This is a genomic window from Lysobacter antibioticus, from assembly GCF_000731095.1.
Taxonomy (GTDB): Bacteria; Pseudomonadota; Gammaproteobacteria; order Xanthomonadales; family Xanthomonadaceae; genus Lysobacter; species Lysobacter antibioticus_B.
This window is the reverse complement of record NZ_JMTZ01000011.1, coordinates 1-18000: the sequence shown is the minus strand read 5'-3', so window position 1 is coordinate 18000 and position 18000 is coordinate 1. Positions and strand designations below refer to the sequence as shown.

Genomic DNA, 18000 nt, shown 5'->3' with positions numbered 1-18000 from the left:
GCATGCACCTGTCCCTGCTCTATCGCGGCCGGCTCAGCAGTTGCAACTACGAGTGCGCCTACTGCCCGTTCGCGAAGACCTACGACAGCCGCGCCGCGCTGCGTCGCGACGCCGACGACCTGGCGCGTTTCGTCGATTGGGCGATGCAGCAGCGCATGGACCTGTCGATCCTGTTCACCCCCTGGGGCGAAGGCCTGGTGCGCCGCCACTACCGCGACGCGATAACCCGCCTGAGCCACCTGCCGCAGGTGCGCCGAGTCGCGATCCAGACCAACCTGTGCGTCGGCATGCGTTGGCTCGACGACGTCGATACCCGCACGCTCGCACTGTGGTGCACCTATCACCCGACCCAGGTCACGCGAGCGGCCTTCCTCGCCCGCTGCCGCGAACTCGCGCGCCGCGGCGTGCGCCACAGCGTCGGCATGGTCGCCCTGCACGAGCACCTGGACGAAATCGAAGCGCTGCGGGCCGAACTACCGGCGCACACGCCGCTGTGGCTCAACGCCTACGACGAGCGTCCGCCGAGTTACTACGACGAGGCGCAGATCGAACGCCTGCAACGCATCGACCCGCACTTCCGCTACAACCTCGACCCGGCGCCGAGCCTCGGCGCGCCCTGCCTGACCGGCGAGAACGTCGTTTCGGTCGACGGCGACGGCAACGTCAAGCGCTGCCACTTCGTCGCCGAACCGCTCGGCAACCTCTACGACGGCAGCTACGCCGCGCAACTGCGCACCCGCAGCTGTCCGAACTCGCGTTGCGACTGCTACATCGGCTACGCCCATCGCCCCGACCTGCCGTTCCAGCGCGACTATGCCGGCGGCGTGCTGGAACGGGTGCCGTCGTTCGTCCTATGACTTCGGCGGGCCCGCATGCCCGCCTCGGCCGGACCAGCCGGTCGCTTTGAACCGGCAAACCACCCTCTTCCCACGCAAAGGAACGCCCTATGTCCCGCAACCCGCTCCGTAATGCGCTGTTGGCCGCGCTGTTGATTCCGGCCGTGTTCGCGCCGGTCTTCGACCCGGCCTTCGCCGCCAAGCCGTCCAAGGCCGCCAAAGCCAAGACCCGCGCGCCCAAGATCGCCATGAAGCCCGAGCAGGTCGCCGAGCTCTACGCGCGCGTTGCGCTGAGGCAGGACCTCGAAGCGGCGAAGCAACTCAACGCCTACTCCAAACCGCTGTACGCCAACAACGAAAACGCCTTCGATCTCGAGGACCTGGCCGACACGGCCGGCATGGAGCAGCAGTACGAAGGCTTCGCCGACGGCATCCTGGCGGACATGCCGAAGGTTGACAAAGCCAAGGCCAAGCCCGCCCTCGCCGCAGCGATCAAGCGGGTCAACCAACTCGCGGCCGGCGCGCAATGCCGCGGCCTGTCGAACACCGAGCAAGCGAACGAATACGTCAAGAACGGGCGGATCAGCGAGGTCGAACTCGAATGCACCGTGCCGGCGCTGAGCGCGCGCATGCAGGATGTGCTGGCGAAGAAGGGCAATCCGGCCAAGCTCAAGACCAAGAAATTGCTGGAAGGGCTGACCGAGTTCGATCGCTTGCTCGATCAGGCCGGCAGCCGGGTGGTTCCGGCCAAGATGACTTTGTATGCGCCGGGCAAGGGACAGCCGTGGTCCACCGGCAGCTATAACGACATCATCGAGACCGTGCACAACGGCATGTACGCCGAAGTCGCTGCCGATTAAAGCTGACAAGGCCAATCGAGGCCGATCGAGACTGTTCGGGCGAGTGCCCGCGGCGGCGCAACGACCGTATCGGCAATGCGCGCGCCGCGGCGCGCGCATCCGTCGTACGCATCCGTCGTACGCATCCGTCGCACGATCTCGTCGGCGCGCTTGCGATCCTTGCCTCGTCGACGATCGCGGCTCGACAGGCGCGCCGCGCGCACGATGCGTCGATGCACATCGCCGGCCCTACGCGCTCCGCTTATCGAGCCATGCAAGACAGGCCATGAAAGCGCAGCCACGAACGCGGGCATGCCGGCGGCATTCGTTCGTCGCACGAACGAACGAAAACACAGAAGGCCGCCTTTCGGCGGCCTTCTGTGTTGTTTGGCGTCCCCACGGGGATTCGAACCCCGGTCGCTACCGTGAAAGGGTAATGTCCTAGGCCTCTAGACGATGGGGACAAAACTTGTTGTTCTTGCAGCTAACTCGTCCGGAAACCCTTTCAGTTCCGAAGAGTGGTGGAGCCAGCCGGGATCGAACCGGCGACCTCTACAATGCCATTGTAGCGCTCTCCCAGCTGAGCTATGGCCCCACGTGCTGGAAAGACGAACATCTTAGCGGGCGTTCAGCGATGTCGTCAAGCATTCATCGCTAAATTTTTTCCCGGTCCCGCGTCGCCTGGGCCGAATGGATCGGGCTGCGCGGGGTCGTGTTCGACCGGGCGCAATGTTGCCATGCCATGACCCCGTTCCGCTAGATACTCGAGCCACTTTCCTAAAAAAGTATTCATGCGCATGCGGTGGCCGATCACCTCCGCCGGCGGCGGGTACATGCCGATGACGTCCTGCCAGCGGCGGCCGACATAGCAATGGGTGGCTTCGACCTGGTGCGCGTCGTGATACAGGCGCAGATACGCGGAAGGGTCGGGTTCGCCGGTCAGGGGGTCCTGCAGCGCATACGTCAAGCGCATTTCGGTCGTATAGCGATGTTGCTCGATCACGTCCAGGCGCAGCTCGAGGCCGTCGCCGACGTCGGACAGGTACACGCCGCGTGCGAGCTCGGCCGGAGAAAACAGGCGCGAAAGACGATCGTGATTCTCCGCGTACAAGCCCATCAACCAGCCGAAACGGCTGAGTTTGGGAAGGCGCGCGAAGCGGGAGGCGGCGGTGCTCATGTTCGCGATCCTACACGCCTTGCGCAGCGCGCGGCAGGATTGACGCAATGGCAAAAAAGCCTTAATTTGTAGGCTCTTCGCCAAGGCGAACGGGGCCGGAAACACGCCGAAGCACGCGCTCGGAATTCGCCCCCCGAACCCCACTGCGGCGCGCGGTCCTACGCCCCGGTTCATGCATTCATCCGCGAGCCATCGCCTCGCAACCCTCCCTGCTCCGCATCGCACTCAGGGCCTGCCCTGCCCCGCGTATTCGCTCGCTCGCGCGCATCCGCGCCGCGCATGGCGGCGCGGCGCATGGCGGCATCAGAACATTTCGCGATGGATGCCCAGGGTGGTCAGCACCTTGCTCGAGATTTCCTCGATCGAGGTGTGGGTGGTGCTCAGGGTCGGGATGCGCTCGGCCCGGAACATCATCTCGGCCGCAGCGACCTCGCGCTTGCAGGTCTCGAACTGGGCGTAGCGCGAGTTCGGCCGTCGCTCCTGGCGAATCTGCTGCAGCCGGACCGGGTCGATGGTCAGGCCGAACAGCTTGTTGCGGTAGGGCCGCAGGCGCGGCGGCAGGCGGTCGTGCTCGAGGTCTTCCTCGGTCAGCGGATAGTTCGCCGCGCGCACCCCGTAATGCAGCGCCAGATAAACGCAGGTCGGGGTCTTGCCGGCCCGCGACACCGCCACCAGGATCAGGTCGGCCTCGGCGTAGTCGACGCTGGCCCCGTCGTCGTGGGTCAGGGCGAAATTCATCGCGTTGATGCGGCGGTGGTAGGTCTCGAAGTCGGCGATACCGTGGGCCTGGCCGACCCGGCGCTGGCGGGTCTCGTGCAGCTCGCGCTCCAGCGGTTCGATGAACGGCGCGAATACGTCCAGCATCAGGGCCCCGCTCTCGGCCAGGGCCGCGCCGACCTCCCCGTCCATGCAGGAATTGATCACCACCGGCCGCACCCCGTGGACCACGGCGGCCTCGCGGATCTTGGCCGCGGCGTCCTGGGCGCGCTCGACGCTGTCCACGAAAGCGATGCGATCGGTGACGAACCGGGTCTCGGTGAACTGGGTCAGCAAACTGTGACCGATAGTCTCGGCGGTGATGCCGGTACCGTCGGAAACGTAGAAAACCGGTCTTGTTCCTGCCATCGCCCACCCCGTCTCGAAGCTGCACCAATACGAAAAAGCCCGTCGGATCAAGCTTGTATGCACCCGACGCCCGGGCGATCATAGCCGCTTGGCCGCGCCCCGACGTGTCCTCCCCCCTCGGAGATTGTGTGTCTTGAACGAGAACATCCTCTGGCTGCACGCGTTACGCCTCAACGATCTCGCCCGCGTAGGCGGCAAGAATTCCTCGCTCGGCGAGATGATCGGCAACCTCGCCAACCTCGGCGTATCGGTGCCCGGCGGCTACGCCACCACCTCGGAAGCCTTCAAGGCCTTCATCGCCCATAACAACCTGCACCAGCGCATCTTCGACAAGCTGGCGACGCTGGACGTGGAAGACGTGCCGGCGCTGAACGCCGCCGGCGCCGAGATCCGCGGCTGGGTCATCGAGTCGCCGCTGCAGGACGATCTCGACCAGGACATCCGCACCGCCTACCGCAAGCTCTGTAACGAGAACGGCGGCGGCGACGTCGCCGTCGCGGTGCGCTCCTCGGCCACCGCCGAAGACCTTCCCGACGCGTCCTTCGCCGGCCAACAGGAAACCTTCCTGAACGTCACCGGCGAAGACGACGTGGTGCGCAAGGTCAAGGAAGTCTTCGCCAGCCTCTACAACGATCGCGCCATCGCTTACCGCGTGCACCACGGCTTCAAGCACGAGGACGTGTTCCTGTCGGCCGGCGTGCAGTTGATGGTGCGCTCCGACGTCGGCGCCTCCGGCGTGTTGTTCACCCTCGACACCGAGTCGGGCTTCCGCGACGTGGTCTTCATCACTTCCAGCTACGGCCTGGGCGAGATGGTCGTGCAAGGCGCGGTCAATCCCGACGAGTTCTACGTCTACAAGCCCACTCTGCAACAGGGCAAGCCGGCGATCCTGCGCCGCTCGGTCGGCGCCAAGCAGCTGCGCATGGTCTATTCCGACCAGCCCGGCGAGCGCGTGCGCACCGAGAACACCCCGGCCGAACTGCGCGCGACATTCTCGATCAACGATGCCGACGTGCACGAGCTCGCCAAGCAGGCGCTGGTCATCGAAAAGCATTACGGCCGTCCGATGGACGTGGAGTGGGCGAAGGACGGCGTCAGCGGCAAGCTGTTCATCGTCCAGGCGCGCCCGGAGACGGTGAAGTCGCGCGGCAAGGCCACCCAGATCGAGCGCTACCAGCTCGAAAAGCGCGGCGAGATCATCACCGAAGGCCGCGCCATCGGCCAGAAGATCGGCAGCGGCGTGGCGCGCGTGGTGCGCAACCTCGACGACATGAGCCGCGTGCAGCCGGGCGACGTGCTCGTCGCCGACATGACCGACCCCGATTGGGAGCCGGTGATGAAGCGCGCCGCGGCGATCGTGACCAACCGCGGCGGCCGCACCTGCCACGCGGCGATCATCGCCCGCGAACTCGGCGTGCCGGCGGTCGTCGGCACCACCAACGGCCTGGATGCGATCAAGGACGGCCAGGTCGTCACGGTCAGCTGCGCCGAAGGCGACACCGGTTTCATCTACGACGGCAGCCTGCCCTTCGAGCGGCACGTCGCCGACCTCGACAAGATGCCGCCGGCGCCGCTCAAGGTGATGATGAACGTCGCCAACCCGGAGCGCGCGTTCGATTTCGCGATGCTGCCGAACGCCGGCGTCGGTCTGGCGCGCCTGGAGATGATCATCGCCAGCCACATCGGCATCCATCCCAAGGCGCTGCTCGAATACGCCTCGCAGGACGCCGATACCAAGAAGAAGATCGACGCCAAGATCGCCGGCTACGGCAACGACCCGGTGCAGTTCTACGTCGACCGCCTGGCCGAAGGCATCGCCACCATCACCGCGTCGTTCGAGCCGCATCCGGTGATCGTGCGCCTGTCGGACTTCAAGTCGAACGAATACGCCAACCTGATCGGCGGCACCCGCTACGAGCCGCACGAAGAGAACCCGATGATCGGCTTCCGCGGCGCGAGCCGCTACGTCGACCCGAGCTTCTCCGACGCCTTCGCCCTGGAATGCCAGGCGGTGTTGAAGGTGCGCGAGGAAATGGGCCTGACCAACTGCTGGATCATGATCCCGTTCGTGCGCACCCTCGACGAGGGCCGTCGCGTGCTGGAAGTGCTCGAGAAGAACGGCCTGCGCAAGGGCGAGAATGGCCTGAAGATCATCATGATGTGCGAGGTGCCCTCGAACGCCTTGCTGGCCGACGAGTTCCTCGAGATCTTCGACGGCTTCTCGATCGGTTCCAACGACCTGACCCAGCTCAGCCTCGGCCTGGACCGCGACTCGGCGATCGTCGCCCACCTGTTCGACGAACGCGATCCGGCGGTCAAGAAGCTGCTGGCGATGGCGATCTCGGCCGCGCGCGCCAAGGGCAAGTACGTCGGCATCTGCGGCCAGGGCCCGAGCGATCACCCCGACCTGGCCGAATGGCTGATGGATCAGGGCATCGAGTCGGTGTCGCTGAACCCGGACACCGTGGTCGACACCTGGCTGCGCCTGGCCAAGGCGAAAGCCAAGGCCCAGGCCTGAGCGCACGATGACGGAAAAGGACGCGGTGCAGGCGCTGGTCCCCAAGTCCCTGCTGGGACTTGAGGCCGGCTTCGACATCGACAAGCTGCTCGCCTGGGCGCAGACCAAGGGCCTGGTCCTGATCAGCGCCCTGGCGATCCTGCTGATCGGCCTGTGGCTGGCCAAGTGGCTGTCGCGCGCGTTGGAGCGGGTCATGACCCGCGCCAACATGGAAGTCACCCTGCGTGGCTTCCTGCGCAACATCGCCTACGCGGCGATGATCGTGATCGTCGCGGTCGCGGCCCTGCAGCAGCTCGGCGTGCCGATGACCTCGGTGCTCGCCGTGCTCGGCGCGGCCGGCCTGGCCATCGGCCTGGCGCTGAAGGACTCGCTGTCCAACATCGCCTCGGGCGTGATGCTGATCGTGCTGCGCCCGTTCCGGGCCGGCGACCATGTCCAGGCCGCCGGCATCGAGGGCACGGTCGAACAGATCCGCGTGTTCCAGACCCGCCTGCGCACCATCGACAACCGCGTGATCGTGCTGCCGAACAGCCTGATCACCACCGCGGCGATCATCAACTTCACCGCCAACCCCAAGCGCCGCATCGACCTGACCGTCGGCGTGGGCTACGACGACGACCTCAAGGTCGCCAAGGAAACCCTGCTGGCCCTGGCCACCGCGCATCCGAACGTGCTGCAGGACCCGGCGCCGGAAGTGTTGGTGACGGCCCTGGCCGAGAGCAGCGTCAACCTGGAGCTGCGCTCCTGGGTCAAGACCGCGAATCTGATGCGGACCAAGAGTGACCTGGTCGAGGGCATCCGCAACGAGCTGATCGGCAAGGGCCTCAACATCCCCTACCCGCAGCGCGATCTGCACGTGTATCACCACGACGCCGACGGCCGCCCGCTGACCGAAGTGCTGACCAAGGCCATCGCCGACGACGGCGATGTGGCCCAGCCGGTGGTCAAGCCGAAGGCCTGACCGCAGCCGCTTCGCCGATCCCCGAGGCGGTGGCCTCAGGGCAGCCTCAGCCCAATCCGCCCAACTTGCCCATCGCCGCGCGGTAATGCTTGAGCTCGGCGATCGAGTCCATGACGTCGCTCAGGGCTGTGTGTTTGCTGTCCTTGCTCAACCCGGCCAGCACGTCCGGGGCCCAGCGCCGCGCCAGCTCCTTGATCGTGCTGACGTCGAGGTTGCGGTAGTGGAAGTACTTCTCCAGCCGCGGCATGCAGCGGTGCAGGAAACGGCGGTCCTGGCAGATCGAATTGCCGCAAATCGGCGAGGTGTTCGGCGACACCCACTGGGCGAGGAATTCCAGGGTCCGGGTTTCGGCCTCTTCCATCGCCACGCCCTGTTCGAGCACGCGCTTCCACAGGCCGGACTTGCCGTGCTGGTGGCGGTTCCACTCGTCCATCGCCTGCAGGCGTTCGAGCGGATGGGCGATGGCCAGTTCCGGCCCTTCGGCCAGGACCTGCAGCTGCGCATCGGTGACGACGGTGGCGATTTCCAGGATCGAATCGCGGTCGGTATCCAGCCCGGTCATCTCCAGATCGATCCAGATCAGCCGGTGCTCCTGCCCTGTCTTGTCGCTCATAGCCTCGCCGTCGTGCCCGTGTCGCGGCATGATAGCCCAGCCCCCTTCCCCGCTGCCGTACCGCAATGAGCCAGAACGCCGCCTCTTTCGCCCACTACGCGATCCTCACCGCGATGCTGGCCCCCGCGTTCTTCCTGACCGCGACCGCCTCGCTGCTGCTGTCGGCCAACAACCGCCTGGCGCGGGTGATCGACCGCGCCCGGGTCCTGCTGAAGGAACTGGCCGAAACCGAGGACGCCGAGGAGCGCGACCAGCTCGAACGCCACATCCTGCGCCAGAAGAAGCGCAGCAAGATCATCCTGCGCGGCAGCCAGTTGCTCTACACCGCGATCAGCTTCTTCGTCGGCACCAGCCTGAGCGTGGCCGGCGACGCCTTCCTCGGCTACCGGCTCGGCGCGGTGCCGACGATCCTCGCCGCGCTCGGGGTGCTGGCGATGTTCGCCGCCAGCCTGCTGCTCGCGCGCGAATCCTCGCTGGCGGTCGAGGCGGTCAACGAGGAAATGGACCACGGCCACATCACCGCGATGAAGCGCTGGTCCAAGCCGCGCGCATGAACCGCTGCGGCCCGGCTTGCGGCATCATCGGGCTTCGCGCGCATCGATCCTGGAGCCCGTCATGGCCGATCCTCTGCTGCAACTGAGCAGCCATTACACCGTGGTGTCGGCGATGATCACGCCGGCGTTCTTCCTGACCGCGACCGCTTCGCTGCTGGTGTCCTCGAACAACCGCCTGGCACGCGTGGTCGACCGCATGCGCCAGCAACTGAACCAACTCGAGGACACCGTCGACGAGCAGGCCCGCGATTATCTGGAGGCGCGCATCATCCTGCACCGCCGACGCGTGCGCCTGATCCTGATCTGCCTGCAGTTGCTGTACGGCGCCATGACCGCCTTCGTCGCCACCAGCCTGGCGATCGGCATCGACCAGTTCACCGACTACCGCCTGCGCGGCGTACCGACCGGCCTGGCGATGTGCGGCGTGCTATTGGTACTCGCCGCGTCGATCAACATGGGCCGGGAAGCGCGCATGAGCGTGAGCATGCTCGATGCCGAAGTGAAGCGCGAATTCGACCGCGACAACGGACGCCAGAAGCGGCGCTGATGCGCGACGGCGCGCGTTGAGAGCGAAGGCCTCGCACGAACTGGCGTTTACGCGCCCGCGCCGGAAACTCGCTGGATGCGAGCTACGCCCCTGCGATCGGCTTGCCGCGCTTGCGGCGGAAATATGCGGTCAGACGCGCGCCGGCCTCTTCGCCAAGCACCCCGCCGCGCACCTCGATGCGATGGTTGTGGCGCGGATCGGTCAACAGGTCGAACACGCTGCCGGCCGCGCCGGTCTTGGGGTCGCCGGCGCCGAACACGACGCGCGCGACGCGCGCATGCACCATCGCCATCGCGCACATCGCGCAAGGCTCCAGGGTCACGTACAGGGTCGTGCCGATCAGACGGTGATTGGCGAGCCGCCGGCCGCCTTCGCGCAGGGCGACGATCTCGGCGTGCGCGCTGGGGTCGTGGCTGCCGATGTTGCGGTTCCAGCCCTCGCCGAGCACCTCGCCGTCGGCCGAGACCAACACCGCCCCGACCGGGATTTCGTCGTCTTCGCGCTCGGCGCGTTCGGCCAGGGCCAGCGCATGCCGCATCCAGCGTTCGTCGATGTCGGCCAGCTCGCTCACTCGGCGCGGGTCCCGCTCGTGGAAAGCGGCGATTATCGCCGACGCGCCGCGGCGGCGCACCGGCCGTGCCGGTGCGCCTGCATGCGGGGCCGCTGCGGCTCAGATCGAGCCGGCGGCGAGGAAGTCCGGCTTGCGCAGGGCCACGCCCTGGTGACGCAGGATCCCGTAGGCGGTGGTCAGGTGGAAATAGAAGTTCGGCAGCACGAAGAAACGGATGTAATCGGCGGCGACGAACTTGAGCTCCGGCGCGTTCGGCGGGCGGATCACGACCTCGCGCTGCTCCTGGCCCTCGATGCTCTCGCGCGGCACGCTGCGCAGGAACTCCTGGGTGCGGGCGATACGCTCGCGCAGCTCGTCCAGGGTGGTTTCGGTATCGGGGAAGCTCGGCGGCGCGATGCCGCCCAGGCGCGCGGCGCCGAACTTGGCCGCATCGCTGGCCGCCTGCACCTGGCGGGTCAGCGTGTACATGTCGGGGGCGAGACGGCCGCCGAGCAACTGCCCGACCTCGATGCCCTGCTCCTGCGCATGCGCCGCGCCCTTGTCGAGCAAGTGCGAGAGCGTGTCGAGACCGCGCAACAGGCTGGGTACCGAGATGTCGTACAAGGATAGATTCATGGGGATTCTCATGGTGGCGTGGTGGCGAACGCGCCGCCGTCGGACGGCGCGCCGGTGAGCTGCTTGCGGATGGATCGAAACCGACTGCACGGCGCAGGCTCGCGCCACACAGGTAGTGGCGACTCCGGGCCGGAAACTTAATGTAGCGATTGCTAAGGAATGCGAGCGGGATTCTGGCCGCTTGCCCCGGCCGGGTCAACGATTTTATTATCGATCGCTATGGAAATACCCGTTGCGAAACCCGAGCCCCTCGCCGAGGCCTCGGACAGCTGCAAGCAGGCGCCCCGCCCACGCGGCCGGCCGCGGGTGTTCGACCGCGAGCAGGCCCTGGAAACGGCGATGCGCTTGTTCTGGTGCCAGGGTTACGAGGCGACGTCGCTGAGCGAGCTCACCGCCGCGATGGGCATCGCCGCCCCCAGCCTGTACGCCGCGTTCGGCAGCAAGGAACAATTGTTCCGCGCCGCCATCGCCCGCTACATCGACGGCTACCGCTGCAACGGCGGACGCTTGCTCGCCGACGAAAACATGAGCACGCGCCAAGCCTTCGAAGCCTTCTTCGAGGCGATCGGGCAGAGTTTCGTCGAGTCCGAACAGCGCTCCGGCTGCATGTTGATCGCGGCCGAGGCCGGCGGCCTGCCGGCCGAACTGCGCGAAGAGCTCGCGCGCTATCGCAGCGCGCTCGAGAGCCAATTCCTGCTGCGCATCGAACGCGGTATGCGCGTGGGCGACTTGCCGGCCGATACCGATGCGGCAGCGTTGGCCAAGTTCCTCACCGCCCTGACCCAGGGCCTGTCGATCCAGGCACGCGACGGTGCGACGACGGCGCAGCTGGCGCAGGTCGTGCGCATCGCGATGCGCGCCTGGCCCTCAGCCTGAAGCAAGCGCGCTGGCGCGCTCAGTGCGCACCGAGCGATCGCGGCGCGGCCACGATCGGCTTCGCGGTCTTTCTGGGTGCCGCCACGGGGTGTTTCCGGTAAAGCGCGTCGCAGCGGGCCCGTTCCAGCTCGATCGCATGTTCGCTGCGCGCCGCATCCGATTCGGTCCGCGCAGACGCGGCCGCGATCAGATGCGGCAAGGCCAGCAAGGCCGCCACCACCGGCAGATATCTCGACATCGAACTTCTCCTTATCAAGGCCGTTCCTCGTGCAGGTCGGCCACGGCGATTGCCTGGATCGGCCGGCACTGAAGAAACGACGAGTCGAGCACCCCAAAATCGACAGCGATCACGCGTAAACGCGAAAGGCGGCTCGACATACCCCGCTTCTATGCGCAGACGGATGCCCGTGAGCCGCTTGGATCGAGGCCCCGGGACAGATCGTCATGCGGCGAAGCTACGCCCCATTCCGGACTGGCTTTGTCCTAAATCGAAGGCGCCACTGTGGCGATGTCATGATCCGAGACGCAGTTATCCATCGGATGTGACCCGATGTCGCGGGCATGTCGGCGGCGCCGGCGAGTGCATCGGGCTCGGCTCTGGGGATCTGTGGTGAAGAGCTTCGCTTGCCGAGGCGCGGCATCGGCAGCGGACAGCGGACAGAGCCGCGGCGGCCCTCGTGGATCGAAGGAAGGGGCGGTCAACCCGCCCCTTCCTGGTGCCGGAATCAGCAGCCCGGCGAACAGATGGCCCAGCAACGCGAATCCGGATCGTCCGGATCGCAGCTGCTGCAGCAGGGCCGCGCGAACGCGCTGAGGCTGACACTGAGACCCAAGCCGAACGCGAAGCAAGCCAGCAATACCTTGGTACGGGACTTCCTATTCATCGCCTTCTCCTATGGTGATGGGACGACCGGGGCTCTCCTTCCCCGCCGTCTCGGACGCCGACGGCGGGTGCCGTCCAGCGCGGGTTCGCCGCGACTCCTTCCGCAGCCAATCGGTCCCGCGATGCGGCGTTTCGCCGTCGCGAGCTCGTATTTCGCAGTGCTTGCTCGCCTCGCTCCTTGACGGAGAGAGCGCGCACCAACGGCGGCACGCGCTTCGTCGCAACAGTCTTCAAGCCCTGAGCAGTCGGATGACGCTCATGCGCATCGGTCGTGCAGACCGGCGATGTCGAAGATTCAATGGCGGACAGACCAACTGCGGGCCTGGTCGGCGCCGGCGCCCGAAAACAGGAACATGGCGGTTCGCGGCGGCGCGACGACCACCCCGGCCGCGCGTCGGCTTCGCGAAACACGACGGTAATGAGGCAGCCCATCCAAGCGGGTGCGGACATCCTTGTGTCCCCTGGCGGCTCCGGGCCGATACCCGGATGCCGTTCGCACCCTAGCGGCGTCAGGCCCGCGGAAACGCGTTGCGAATCACACAAACGCACTCGGGAATGGGCACGGAGCGCCCGTCCCGACGCCAGGGCCGGAAGGCAGCGCTATGAAAGCTTGGGTTGATGCGTCGCCGACAGGATGGCTCGCGCCCGGACAGCCGCTTCGAAACCGAACGGTGGGCGCCGGCACGATGCTTCGCTGCCGCTCTCTTCGAGACGCTCTTGGGAGTAAACAGAAAGATGCGCGAACTGCGGCCAGCGCCACCCGTTCCTGCAAGAGTCGACTCGGCTTTACCCGGCCGAAGCGGACGTGGCCCGCACATGCCTCGACCGATAAGACCGCATCGGGACCTTGCCGCGCTTGCGGCAAGACCCCGGTCGTCGGGGCGACGGCCCCGGCGGACTCAGCGGCGACTCACTCCCACTCGATCGTCGCCGGCGGCTTGCCGCTGATGTCGTAGACCACGCGCGAGACGCCGCGCAGTTCGTTGATGATGCGGTTGGAGACCGTGCCGAGGAAGTCGTACGGCAGGTGCGCCCAATGCGCGGTCATGAAATCGATGGTCTCGACCGCGCGCAGCGCGATCACCCACTCGTAGGCGCGCGCGTCGCCGACCACGCCGACCGATTTCACCGGCAGGAACACCGCGAAGGCCTGGCTGGTCTTGTCGTACAGGCCGGCCTTGCGCAGTTCGTCGATGAAAATGTGGTCGGCCTTGGCCAGCAGATCGGCGTATTCGCGCTTCACTTCGCCGAGGATGCGTACGCCCAGGCCCGGGCCCGGGAACGGATGGCGATAGACCATCTCGCGCGGCAGGCCGAGTTCGACGCCGAGGCGGCGCACTTCGTCCTTGAACAGCTCGCGCAGCGGCTCGACCAGGCCGAGCTTCATGTGCTCGGGCAGGCCGCCGACGTTGTGGTGGCTCTTGATGACGTGGGCCTTGCCGGTCTTGCTGCCGGCCGACTCGATCACGTCGGGGTAGATCGTGCCCTGCGCCAGCCATTTGGCGTTGGCGAGCTTGTTCGACTCTTCGTCGAAGATCTCGACGAACAGGTTGCCGATGATCTTGCGCTTGGCTTCCGGGTCGCTGACGCCGGCGAGCTTGTCGAAGTAGCGGTCGGCGGCATTGACGCGCACGACCTTGACGCCCATGTGCTCGGCGAACATCGCCATGACCTGGTCGCCTTCGTTGTAGCGCAGCAGGCCGGTGTCGACGAAGACGCAGGTCAGCTGGTCGCCGATCGCCTTGTGCAACAGCGCGGCCACGACCGAGGAGTCGACACCGCCGGACAGGCCGAGGATGACCTCGTCGCTGCCGACCAGCGCGCGTACGCGCTCGATCTGGTCTTCGATGATGTGCGCGGCGGTCCACAGCGTCTGGCAGCCGCAGATGTCGACCACGAAGCGGCGCAGCAGGGTCTGGCCCTGCTTGGTATGGGTGACCTCGGGGTGGAACTGCACGCCGTACCAGCGGCGCGCGTCGTCGGCGAAGGCGGCGACCGGGATGCGGTCGGTCTTGGCGGTGACGGTGAAGCCTTCCGGCGCCTTGGAGACGTGGTCGCCGTGGCTCATCCACACGTCCAGGCGCGGCGGCGAGCCCGGGTGATCCTTGAGGCCGTCGAACAAGCGGTCGTGAGCGACCAGCGAGACCTCGGCATGACCGAATTCGCGCTGGTCCGCGGCCTCGGTTTCGCCACCGAGCTGCTTGGCCATGGTCTGCATGCCGTAGCAGATGCCGAGGATCGGTAGGCCGGCGTCGAAGACCTGCTGCGGCGCGCGCGGCGAACCGTGCTCGGTGGTCGATTCGGGGCCGCCGGAAAGAATGATGCCCTTGGCGCCGTACGCGGCGATCTCCGCCGGATCGTGGTCCCAGGCCCAGATTTCGCAGTACACGCCGAGTTCGCGGATACGGCGCGCGATCAGCTGGGTGTACTGCGCGCCGAAGTCGAGGATCAGGATCTTGTCGCTATGGATGTCAGTCATGGAGCCGGCAACGAATGGAGAGGAGTGAGGAACGAGAGGAGCAAAAGCGGCTTCGGAATGGTCGAAGAGGAGCGGGACACTGGTTCCTCACTCCTCTTCACTCGTTCCTAGGTTTCAACCCGCTCGGTAATTCGGCGGTTCCTTGGTGATCTGCACATCGTGGACGTGGCTTTCGCGCGCACCGGCGTTGGTGATGCGCACGAAGCTGGGCTTCTTGCGCATGTCCTCGATGGTCGCGCAGCCGACGTAACCCATGGTCGCGCGCAGACCGCCGGCCAACTGGTGCACCACGCCGTGCAGCGGGCCGCGGTACGGCACGCGGCCTTCGATGCCTTCGGGCACGAGCTTGTCGGCGTCGGATGCGTCCTGGAAATAGCGGTCCTTGGAGCCCTGCTCCATCGCGCCGAGGCTGCCCATGCCGCGATAGCTCTTGTAGCTGCGGCCCTGGAACAGTTCGATATCGCCCGGGGCTTCCTCGGTGCCGGCGAACAGGCCGCCGACCATGACCGTGGAGGCGCCGGCGACCAGCGCCTTGCCGATGTCGCCCGAATAGCGGATGCCGCCGTCGGCGATCAGCGGGATGCGGTCCTGCAGGGCCTCGGCGACCATCGCCACCGCGGTGACCTGGGGCACGCCGACGCCGGCGACCACGCGCGTGGTGCAGATCGAACCGGGGCCGACGCCGACCTTGACCGCGTCCGCGCCGTGATCCATGAGCGCCAATGCGGCGTCGCCGGTGACGATGTTGCCGCCAATGACCTGCAACTGCGGGAAGCGGGTCTTGACCCACTTGACCCGGTCGAGCACGCCCTGCGAATGGCCATGGGCGGTATCGACCACGACCACGTCGACGCCGGCCGCGGCCAGGGCTTCGACGCGCGCTTCGGTGTCTCCGCCGACGCCGACCGCCGCGCCGACCAGCAGCCGTTCGGCGCTGTCCTTGGCGGCGTTGGGGTTGTCGGTCTTCTTCTGGATGTCCTTGACCGTGATCAGGCCGCGCAGCTCGAAGCCGTCGTTGACCACCAGGATCTTCTCGATGCGGTGACGGTGCAGCAGCTGCAGCACTTCGTCGTCGCTGGCGCCTTCCTGCACCGTGATCAAGCGGTCGCGCTTGGTCATGATGTGGCGCACCGGATCGTCGAGCTTGGTCTCGAAGCGCATGTCGCGGCTGGTGACGATGCCGACCAACTGGCCGCCGTCGACCACCGGCACGCCGGAGATGTTGCGCGCGCGGGTCAGCTTGAGCACTTCGCCGATGGTCGTTTCCGGACCGACGGTGAACGGCTCGCGGATCACCCCGGCCTCGAACTTCTTGACCTGGGCGACCTGCGCGGCCTGGGCTTCCAGGCTCATGTTCTTGTGGATGATGCTGATGCCGCCGAGCTGGGCCAACGCGATCGCGAGGCGGGCCTCGCTGACGGTGTCCATCGCCGCCGACAGGATCGGCAGGCGGATCGACAGGTCGCGGGTCAGGCGGGTCGAGAGGTTTACGTCCTTAGGCAGGACGATCGAATGCGCGGGGACGAGGGACACATCGTCGTAAGTAAGCGCTTCAGCCTGGATGCGCAGCATGGGCGGGCCCGGGAGGATGAAGCGCGCCATTGTATCCCGTTCCGGGCCTCCGGCGCTCGCCTGCGCATGGAATTGGGCGTTCCGCGGTCAGGACGGCATTCAGGCGGGGGGCCTCAGGGGACACCGCCGATGATGCCGCGACCTGCAAGGGCGTGGTCGCGGCTTGCGCCGCTCCTACCCTTTGCCCGCGGGCGCTCAGGCGTCGGCGGCCTCGGCCGCTTCCAGGGTGTTCTGCATCAGGGTCGCGACCGTCATCGGCCCGACCCCACCCGGCACCGGGGTGATCCAGCTGGCGCGCTGGGCCGCTGCATCGAAGCCGACGTCGCCGACCAGGCGGCCGTCGTCGAGGCGGTTGATGCCCACGTCGATGACCACCGCGCCCGGCTTGACCCATTCGCCCGGGATCAGCTGCGGACGCCCGACCGCGACCACCAGGATGTCGGCGCCGCGCACTGAGGCCTCCAGGACCTGCGGCGGGGTGAATTTGTGGCAGCTGGTGACGGTGCAGCCGGCGATCATCAGCTCCAGCGCCATCGGCCGGCCGACGTGATTGCTGACCCCGACGATGGTCGCGCTCTGCCCGCGCACCGGGCGGTCGGTATAACCCAGCAAGGTGGTGATGCCGCGCGGCGTACACGGACGCAGGCCGAACTGGCGCAGGACCAGGTGGCCGACGTTTTCGGGATGGAAGCCGTCGACGTCCTTGCGCGGGTCGATGCGGTGGATCAGCGCGGTGGCGTCGCGGCGGTCCGGCAGCGGCAGTTGCACCAGGATGCCGTGGACCTCGGGATCGGCGTTCAGCCGGTCGATCAGGGCCAGCAACTGCTCGTCGCTGGTATCGGCCGGCAGGTCGTAGTCGATCGCGCGGATCCCGACCTTCTGCGCGGCGCGGCGCTTATTGCGCACGTAGACGCTGGAGGCCGGATCGTTGCCGACCAGCACCACCGCCAGACCCGGCCGCGACTGGCCCGCGACGATGCGCGCATCGACCTGGGCCTTGAGATTGTCGAGCAGATCCTCGGCGATGCGCTTGCCGTCGAGGATGCGGGCCGGATGCGCCGAATGGGGTGTGGACGTCATGCGAGGTCGGATGCGCTGCGGTAGAGTCGAGGCCGCGCATTATCCCCTATTCCCACCCGCGTTTTTTGCCGGGTCACCGCGAGCGCCGCCATGAGCCACACCCCGCCCCCCGACCATCCCCCTCAGGACCACGAAACCCTGGCGATCGAGGCCGCCGCCTTCCGGCGCCTGATCGCCCACCTGATGCACGAGCGCAGCGACGTGCAGAACATCGACCTGATGATCCTGGCCGGCTTCTGCCGCAACTGCCTGGCCGACTGGTACCGCGAAGCCGCCGACGCGCGCGGCATCGCGATGACCAAGGACGAAGCCCGCGAGGCCGTGTACGGCATGCCGTTCGCGCAGTGGAAGGCCCAGCATCAGAAGGACGCCACCCCGGAGCAGTTGGCCGCGTTCGAGGCCGCGCAGAAGCAGCACGGCTGATCTTGCTCGGCGGCTCCAGGCAGTCGGCTTGGGCGGCGCTGCCTTTAGGGGTAGGAGCGGCGCAAGCCGCGACAGAACGAAGCGACGAGCGCAAGCGCAATGACCGGAACCGAGACATTCCGGCTCCGCACTGCTCAGCAGGGCTTCGGACAGCGACGTGGCGTTAAACCTCTTCGTTTGGTCGCGGCTCGCGCCGCTCCCACCCAAGAACGGCGTCGTTGTTGCAGTTGCAGTTGCAGTTGCAGTTGCAGTTGCAGTTGCCAAGATTTTGATCTGCTTTGCCGCTTTGCCGGTCAACAGTAGACCCGGAGGGCGGCGCACAGGACGTGCG

General features: G+C 66.9%; 19 protein-coding genes and 2 tRNA genes. 8 read left to right on the top strand and 13 right to left on the bottom strand.

What is annotated here, in order from left to right:
• The first annotated feature begins 2 nt into the window (after positions 1-2).
• Positions 3-857 carry an STM4011 family radical SAM protein gene (locus EX88_RS0103970; protein ID WP_031370708.1) on the top strand — a complete coding sequence of 285 codons (855 nt, stop codon included), beginning with the start codon at positions 3-5 and terminating at the stop codon, positions 855-857.
• Positions 858-946: 89 nt separating this feature from the next.
• A complete protein-coding gene (locus tag EX88_RS0103965) occupies positions 947-1696 on the top strand; it encodes a hypothetical protein (RefSeq protein ID WP_031370707.1) in 750 nt (249 codons plus the stop codon).
• Here the strand turns inward: EX88_RS0103965 and EX88_RS25725 are convergent.
• The 5 genes from EX88_RS25725 to ppsR all read right to left on the bottom strand — a co-directional run bounded on the left by EX88_RS25725 (position 1693) and on the right by ppsR (position 3977).
• Positions 1693-1914 (bottom strand): hypothetical protein, encoded by a 222-nt coding sequence (locus EX88_RS25725; RefSeq protein WP_152566086.1) that lies wholly within the window; start codon positions 1912-1914, stop codon positions 1693-1695. The genes EX88_RS0103965 and EX88_RS25725 overlap by 4 nt on opposite strands.
• A gap of 149 nt (positions 1915-2063) precedes the next feature.
• Positions 2064-2139, bottom strand: a tRNA-Glu gene (locus EX88_RS0103960).
• Positions 2140-2194: 55 nt separating this feature from the next.
• A tRNA-Ala gene (locus EX88_RS0103955) sits at positions 2195-2270 on the bottom strand.
• Between the two features lie 45 nt (positions 2271-2315).
• The gene (locus EX88_RS0103950) at positions 2316-2852 is read right to left on the bottom strand and encodes a DUF1249 domain-containing protein (RefSeq protein ID WP_051884437.1); all 537 of its coding nucleotides are present in this window, start codon (positions 2850-2852) and stop codon (positions 2316-2318) included.
• A 303-nt stretch (positions 2853-3155) separates the two neighbouring features.
• A complete protein-coding gene (gene ppsR / locus EX88_RS0103945; RefSeq protein WP_031370705.1) occupies positions 3156-3977 on the bottom strand; it encodes a posphoenolpyruvate synthetase regulatory kinase/phosphorylase PpsR in 822 nt (273 codons plus the stop codon).
• A gap of 133 nt (positions 3978-4110) precedes the next feature.
• Here ppsR and ppsA point away from each other — a divergent pair, with 133 nt between their 5' ends.
• Both ppsA and EX88_RS0103935 read left to right on the top strand, forming a co-directional pair.
• Positions 4111-6495, top strand: coding sequence for a phosphoenolpyruvate synthase (gene ppsA, locus EX88_RS0103940; protein WP_031370704.1), 2385 nt, complete (start codon positions 4111-4113; stop codon positions 6493-6495).
• A gap of 7 nt (positions 6496-6502) precedes the next feature.
• On the top strand, positions 6503-7456 hold the full coding sequence (locus tag EX88_RS0103935) for a mechanosensitive ion channel family protein (RefSeq protein WP_051884435.1): 954 nt from the start codon (positions 6503-6505) through the stop codon (positions 7454-7456).
• Positions 7457-7502: 46 nt separating this feature from the next.
• Here EX88_RS0103935 and orn read toward each other — a convergent pair whose 3' ends face one another.
• Positions 7503-8069 carry an oligoribonuclease gene (orn, locus tag EX88_RS0103930; RefSeq protein ID WP_031370702.1) on the bottom strand — a complete coding sequence of 189 codons (567 nt, stop codon included), beginning with the start codon at positions 8067-8069 and terminating at the stop codon, positions 7503-7505.
• Positions 8070-8134: 65 nt separating this feature from the next.
• On the opposite strand from orn, the gene EX88_RS0103925 reads away from it, so the two are divergent.
• Together EX88_RS0103925 and EX88_RS0103920 are read left to right on the top strand one after the other, a co-directional pair.
• Positions 8135-8623, top strand: coding sequence for a DUF2721 domain-containing protein (locus EX88_RS0103925; protein ID WP_051884433.1), 489 nt, complete (start codon positions 8135-8137; stop codon positions 8621-8623).
• Between the two features lie 61 nt (positions 8624-8684).
• Positions 8685-9170 (top strand): DUF2721 domain-containing protein, encoded by a 486-nt coding sequence (locus EX88_RS0103920; RefSeq protein WP_051884431.1) that lies wholly within the window; start codon positions 8685-8687, stop codon positions 9168-9170.
• An 82-nt stretch (positions 9171-9252) separates the two neighbouring features.
• On the opposite strand, the gene tadA is transcribed toward EX88_RS0103920, so the two are convergent.
• Together tadA and EX88_RS0103910 are read right to left on the bottom strand one after the other, a co-directional pair.
• A complete protein-coding gene (gene tadA, locus EX88_RS0103915; RefSeq protein WP_031370699.1) occupies positions 9253-9741 on the bottom strand; it encodes a tRNA adenosine(34) deaminase TadA in 489 nt (162 codons plus the stop codon).
• Between the two features lie 99 nt (positions 9742-9840).
• A complete protein-coding gene (locus EX88_RS0103910) occupies positions 9841-10356 on the bottom strand; it encodes a DUF1993 domain-containing protein (protein ID WP_031370698.1) in 516 nt (171 codons plus the stop codon).
• Between the two features lie 219 nt (positions 10357-10575).
• Here EX88_RS0103910 and EX88_RS0103905 point away from each other — a divergent pair, with 219 nt between their 5' ends.
• Positions 10576-11232 carry a TetR/AcrR family transcriptional regulator gene (locus EX88_RS0103905; protein WP_081930607.1) on the top strand — a complete coding sequence of 219 codons (657 nt, stop codon included), beginning with the start codon at positions 10576-10578 and terminating at the stop codon, positions 11230-11232.
• Positions 11233-11251: 19 nt separating this feature from the next.
• Here EX88_RS0103905 and EX88_RS0103900 read toward each other — a convergent pair whose 3' ends face one another.
• The 5 genes from EX88_RS0103900 to folD form a co-directional block, all read right to left on the bottom strand.
• Positions 11252-11470: a hypothetical protein gene (locus tag EX88_RS0103900; RefSeq protein ID WP_031370696.1), complete on the bottom strand. Its 219-nt coding sequence runs from the start codon at positions 11468-11470 to the stop codon at positions 11252-11254.
• A gap of 14 nt (positions 11471-11484) precedes the next feature.
• Positions 11485-11610: a hypothetical protein gene (locus tag EX88_RS27300; protein ID WP_268745586.1), complete on the bottom strand. Its 126-nt coding sequence runs from the start codon at positions 11608-11610 to the stop codon at positions 11485-11487.
• Positions 11611-13025: 1415 nt separating this feature from the next.
• On the bottom strand, positions 13026-14594 hold the full coding sequence (guaA, locus tag EX88_RS0103890) for a glutamine-hydrolyzing GMP synthase (RefSeq protein ID WP_031370695.1): 1569 nt from the start codon (positions 14592-14594) through the stop codon (positions 13026-13028).
• A gap of 114 nt (positions 14595-14708) precedes the next feature.
• Complete coding sequence (guaB, locus tag EX88_RS0103885; protein ID WP_031370694.1) at positions 14709-16166, bottom strand: IMP dehydrogenase; 1458 nt, start codon at positions 16164-16166, stop codon at positions 14709-14711.
• A 195-nt stretch (positions 16167-16361) separates the two neighbouring features.
• Positions 16362-17246, bottom strand: coding sequence for a bifunctional methylenetetrahydrofolate dehydrogenase/methenyltetrahydrofolate cyclohydrolase FolD (gene folD / locus EX88_RS0103880; RefSeq protein ID WP_031370693.1), 885 nt, complete (start codon positions 17244-17246; stop codon positions 16362-16364).
• Positions 17247-17336: 90 nt separating this feature from the next.
• On the opposite strand from folD, the gene EX88_RS0103875 reads away from it, so the two are divergent.
• Complete coding sequence (locus EX88_RS0103875) at positions 17337-17669, top strand: DUF1244 domain-containing protein (RefSeq protein ID WP_051884429.1); 333 nt, start codon at positions 17337-17339, stop codon at positions 17667-17669.
• Positions 17670-18000: the final 331 nt, after the last annotated feature.

Coding starts and splice junctions, on each gene's coding strand:
- EX88_RS0103970 (WP_031370708.1), top strand. CDS start 3: ATGCACCTGTCCCTGCTCTATCGCGGCCGGCTCAGCAGTTGCAACTAC.
- EX88_RS0103965 (WP_031370707.1), top strand. CDS start 947: ATGTCCCGCAACCCGCTCCGTAATGCGCTGTTGGCCGCGCTGTTGATT.
- EX88_RS0103950 (WP_051884437.1), bottom strand. CDS start 2,852: ATGAGCACCGCCGCCTCCCGCTTCGCGCGCCTTCCCAAACTCAGCCGT.
- ppsR (WP_031370705.1), bottom strand. CDS start 3,977: ATGGCAGGAACAAGACCGGTTTTCTACGTTTCCGACGGTACCGGCATC.
- EX88_RS0103935 (WP_051884435.1), top strand. CDS start 6,503: ATGACGGAAAAGGACGCGGTGCAGGCGCTGGTCCCCAAGTCCCTGCTG.
- orn (WP_031370702.1), bottom strand. CDS start 8,069: ATGAGCGACAAGACAGGGCAGGAGCACCGGCTGATCTGGATCGATCTG.
- EX88_RS0103925 (WP_051884433.1), top strand. CDS start 8,135: ATGAGCCAGAACGCCGCCTCTTTCGCCCACTACGCGATCCTCACCGCG.
- EX88_RS0103920 (WP_051884431.1), top strand. CDS start 8,685: ATGGCCGATCCTCTGCTGCAACTGAGCAGCCATTACACCGTGGTGTCG.
- EX88_RS0103910 (WP_031370698.1), bottom strand. CDS start 10,356: ATGAATCTATCCTTGTACGACATCTCGGTACCCAGCCTGTTGCGCGGT.
- EX88_RS0103905 (WP_081930607.1), top strand. CDS start 10,576: ATGGAAATACCCGTTGCGAAACCCGAGCCCCTCGCCGAGGCCTCGGAC.
- EX88_RS0103900 (WP_031370696.1), bottom strand. CDS start 11,470: ATGTCGAGATATCTGCCGGTGGTGGCGGCCTTGCTGGCCTTGCCGCAT.
- EX88_RS27300 (WP_268745586.1), bottom strand. CDS start 11,610: ATGTCGAGCCGCCTTTCGCGTTTACGCGTGATCGCTGTCGATTTTGGG.
- guaA (WP_031370695.1), bottom strand. CDS start 14,594: ATGACTGACATCCATAGCGACAAGATCCTGATCCTCGACTTCGGCGCG.
- guaB (WP_031370694.1), bottom strand. CDS start 16,166: ATGCTGCGCATCCAGGCTGAAGCGCTTACTTACGACGATGTGTCCCTC.
- folD (WP_031370693.1), bottom strand. CDS start 17,246: ATGACGTCCACACCCCATTCGGCGCATCCGGCCCGCATCCTCGACGGC.
- EX88_RS0103875 (WP_051884429.1), top strand. CDS start 17,337: ATGAGCCACACCCCGCCCCCCGACCATCCCCCTCAGGACCACGAAACC.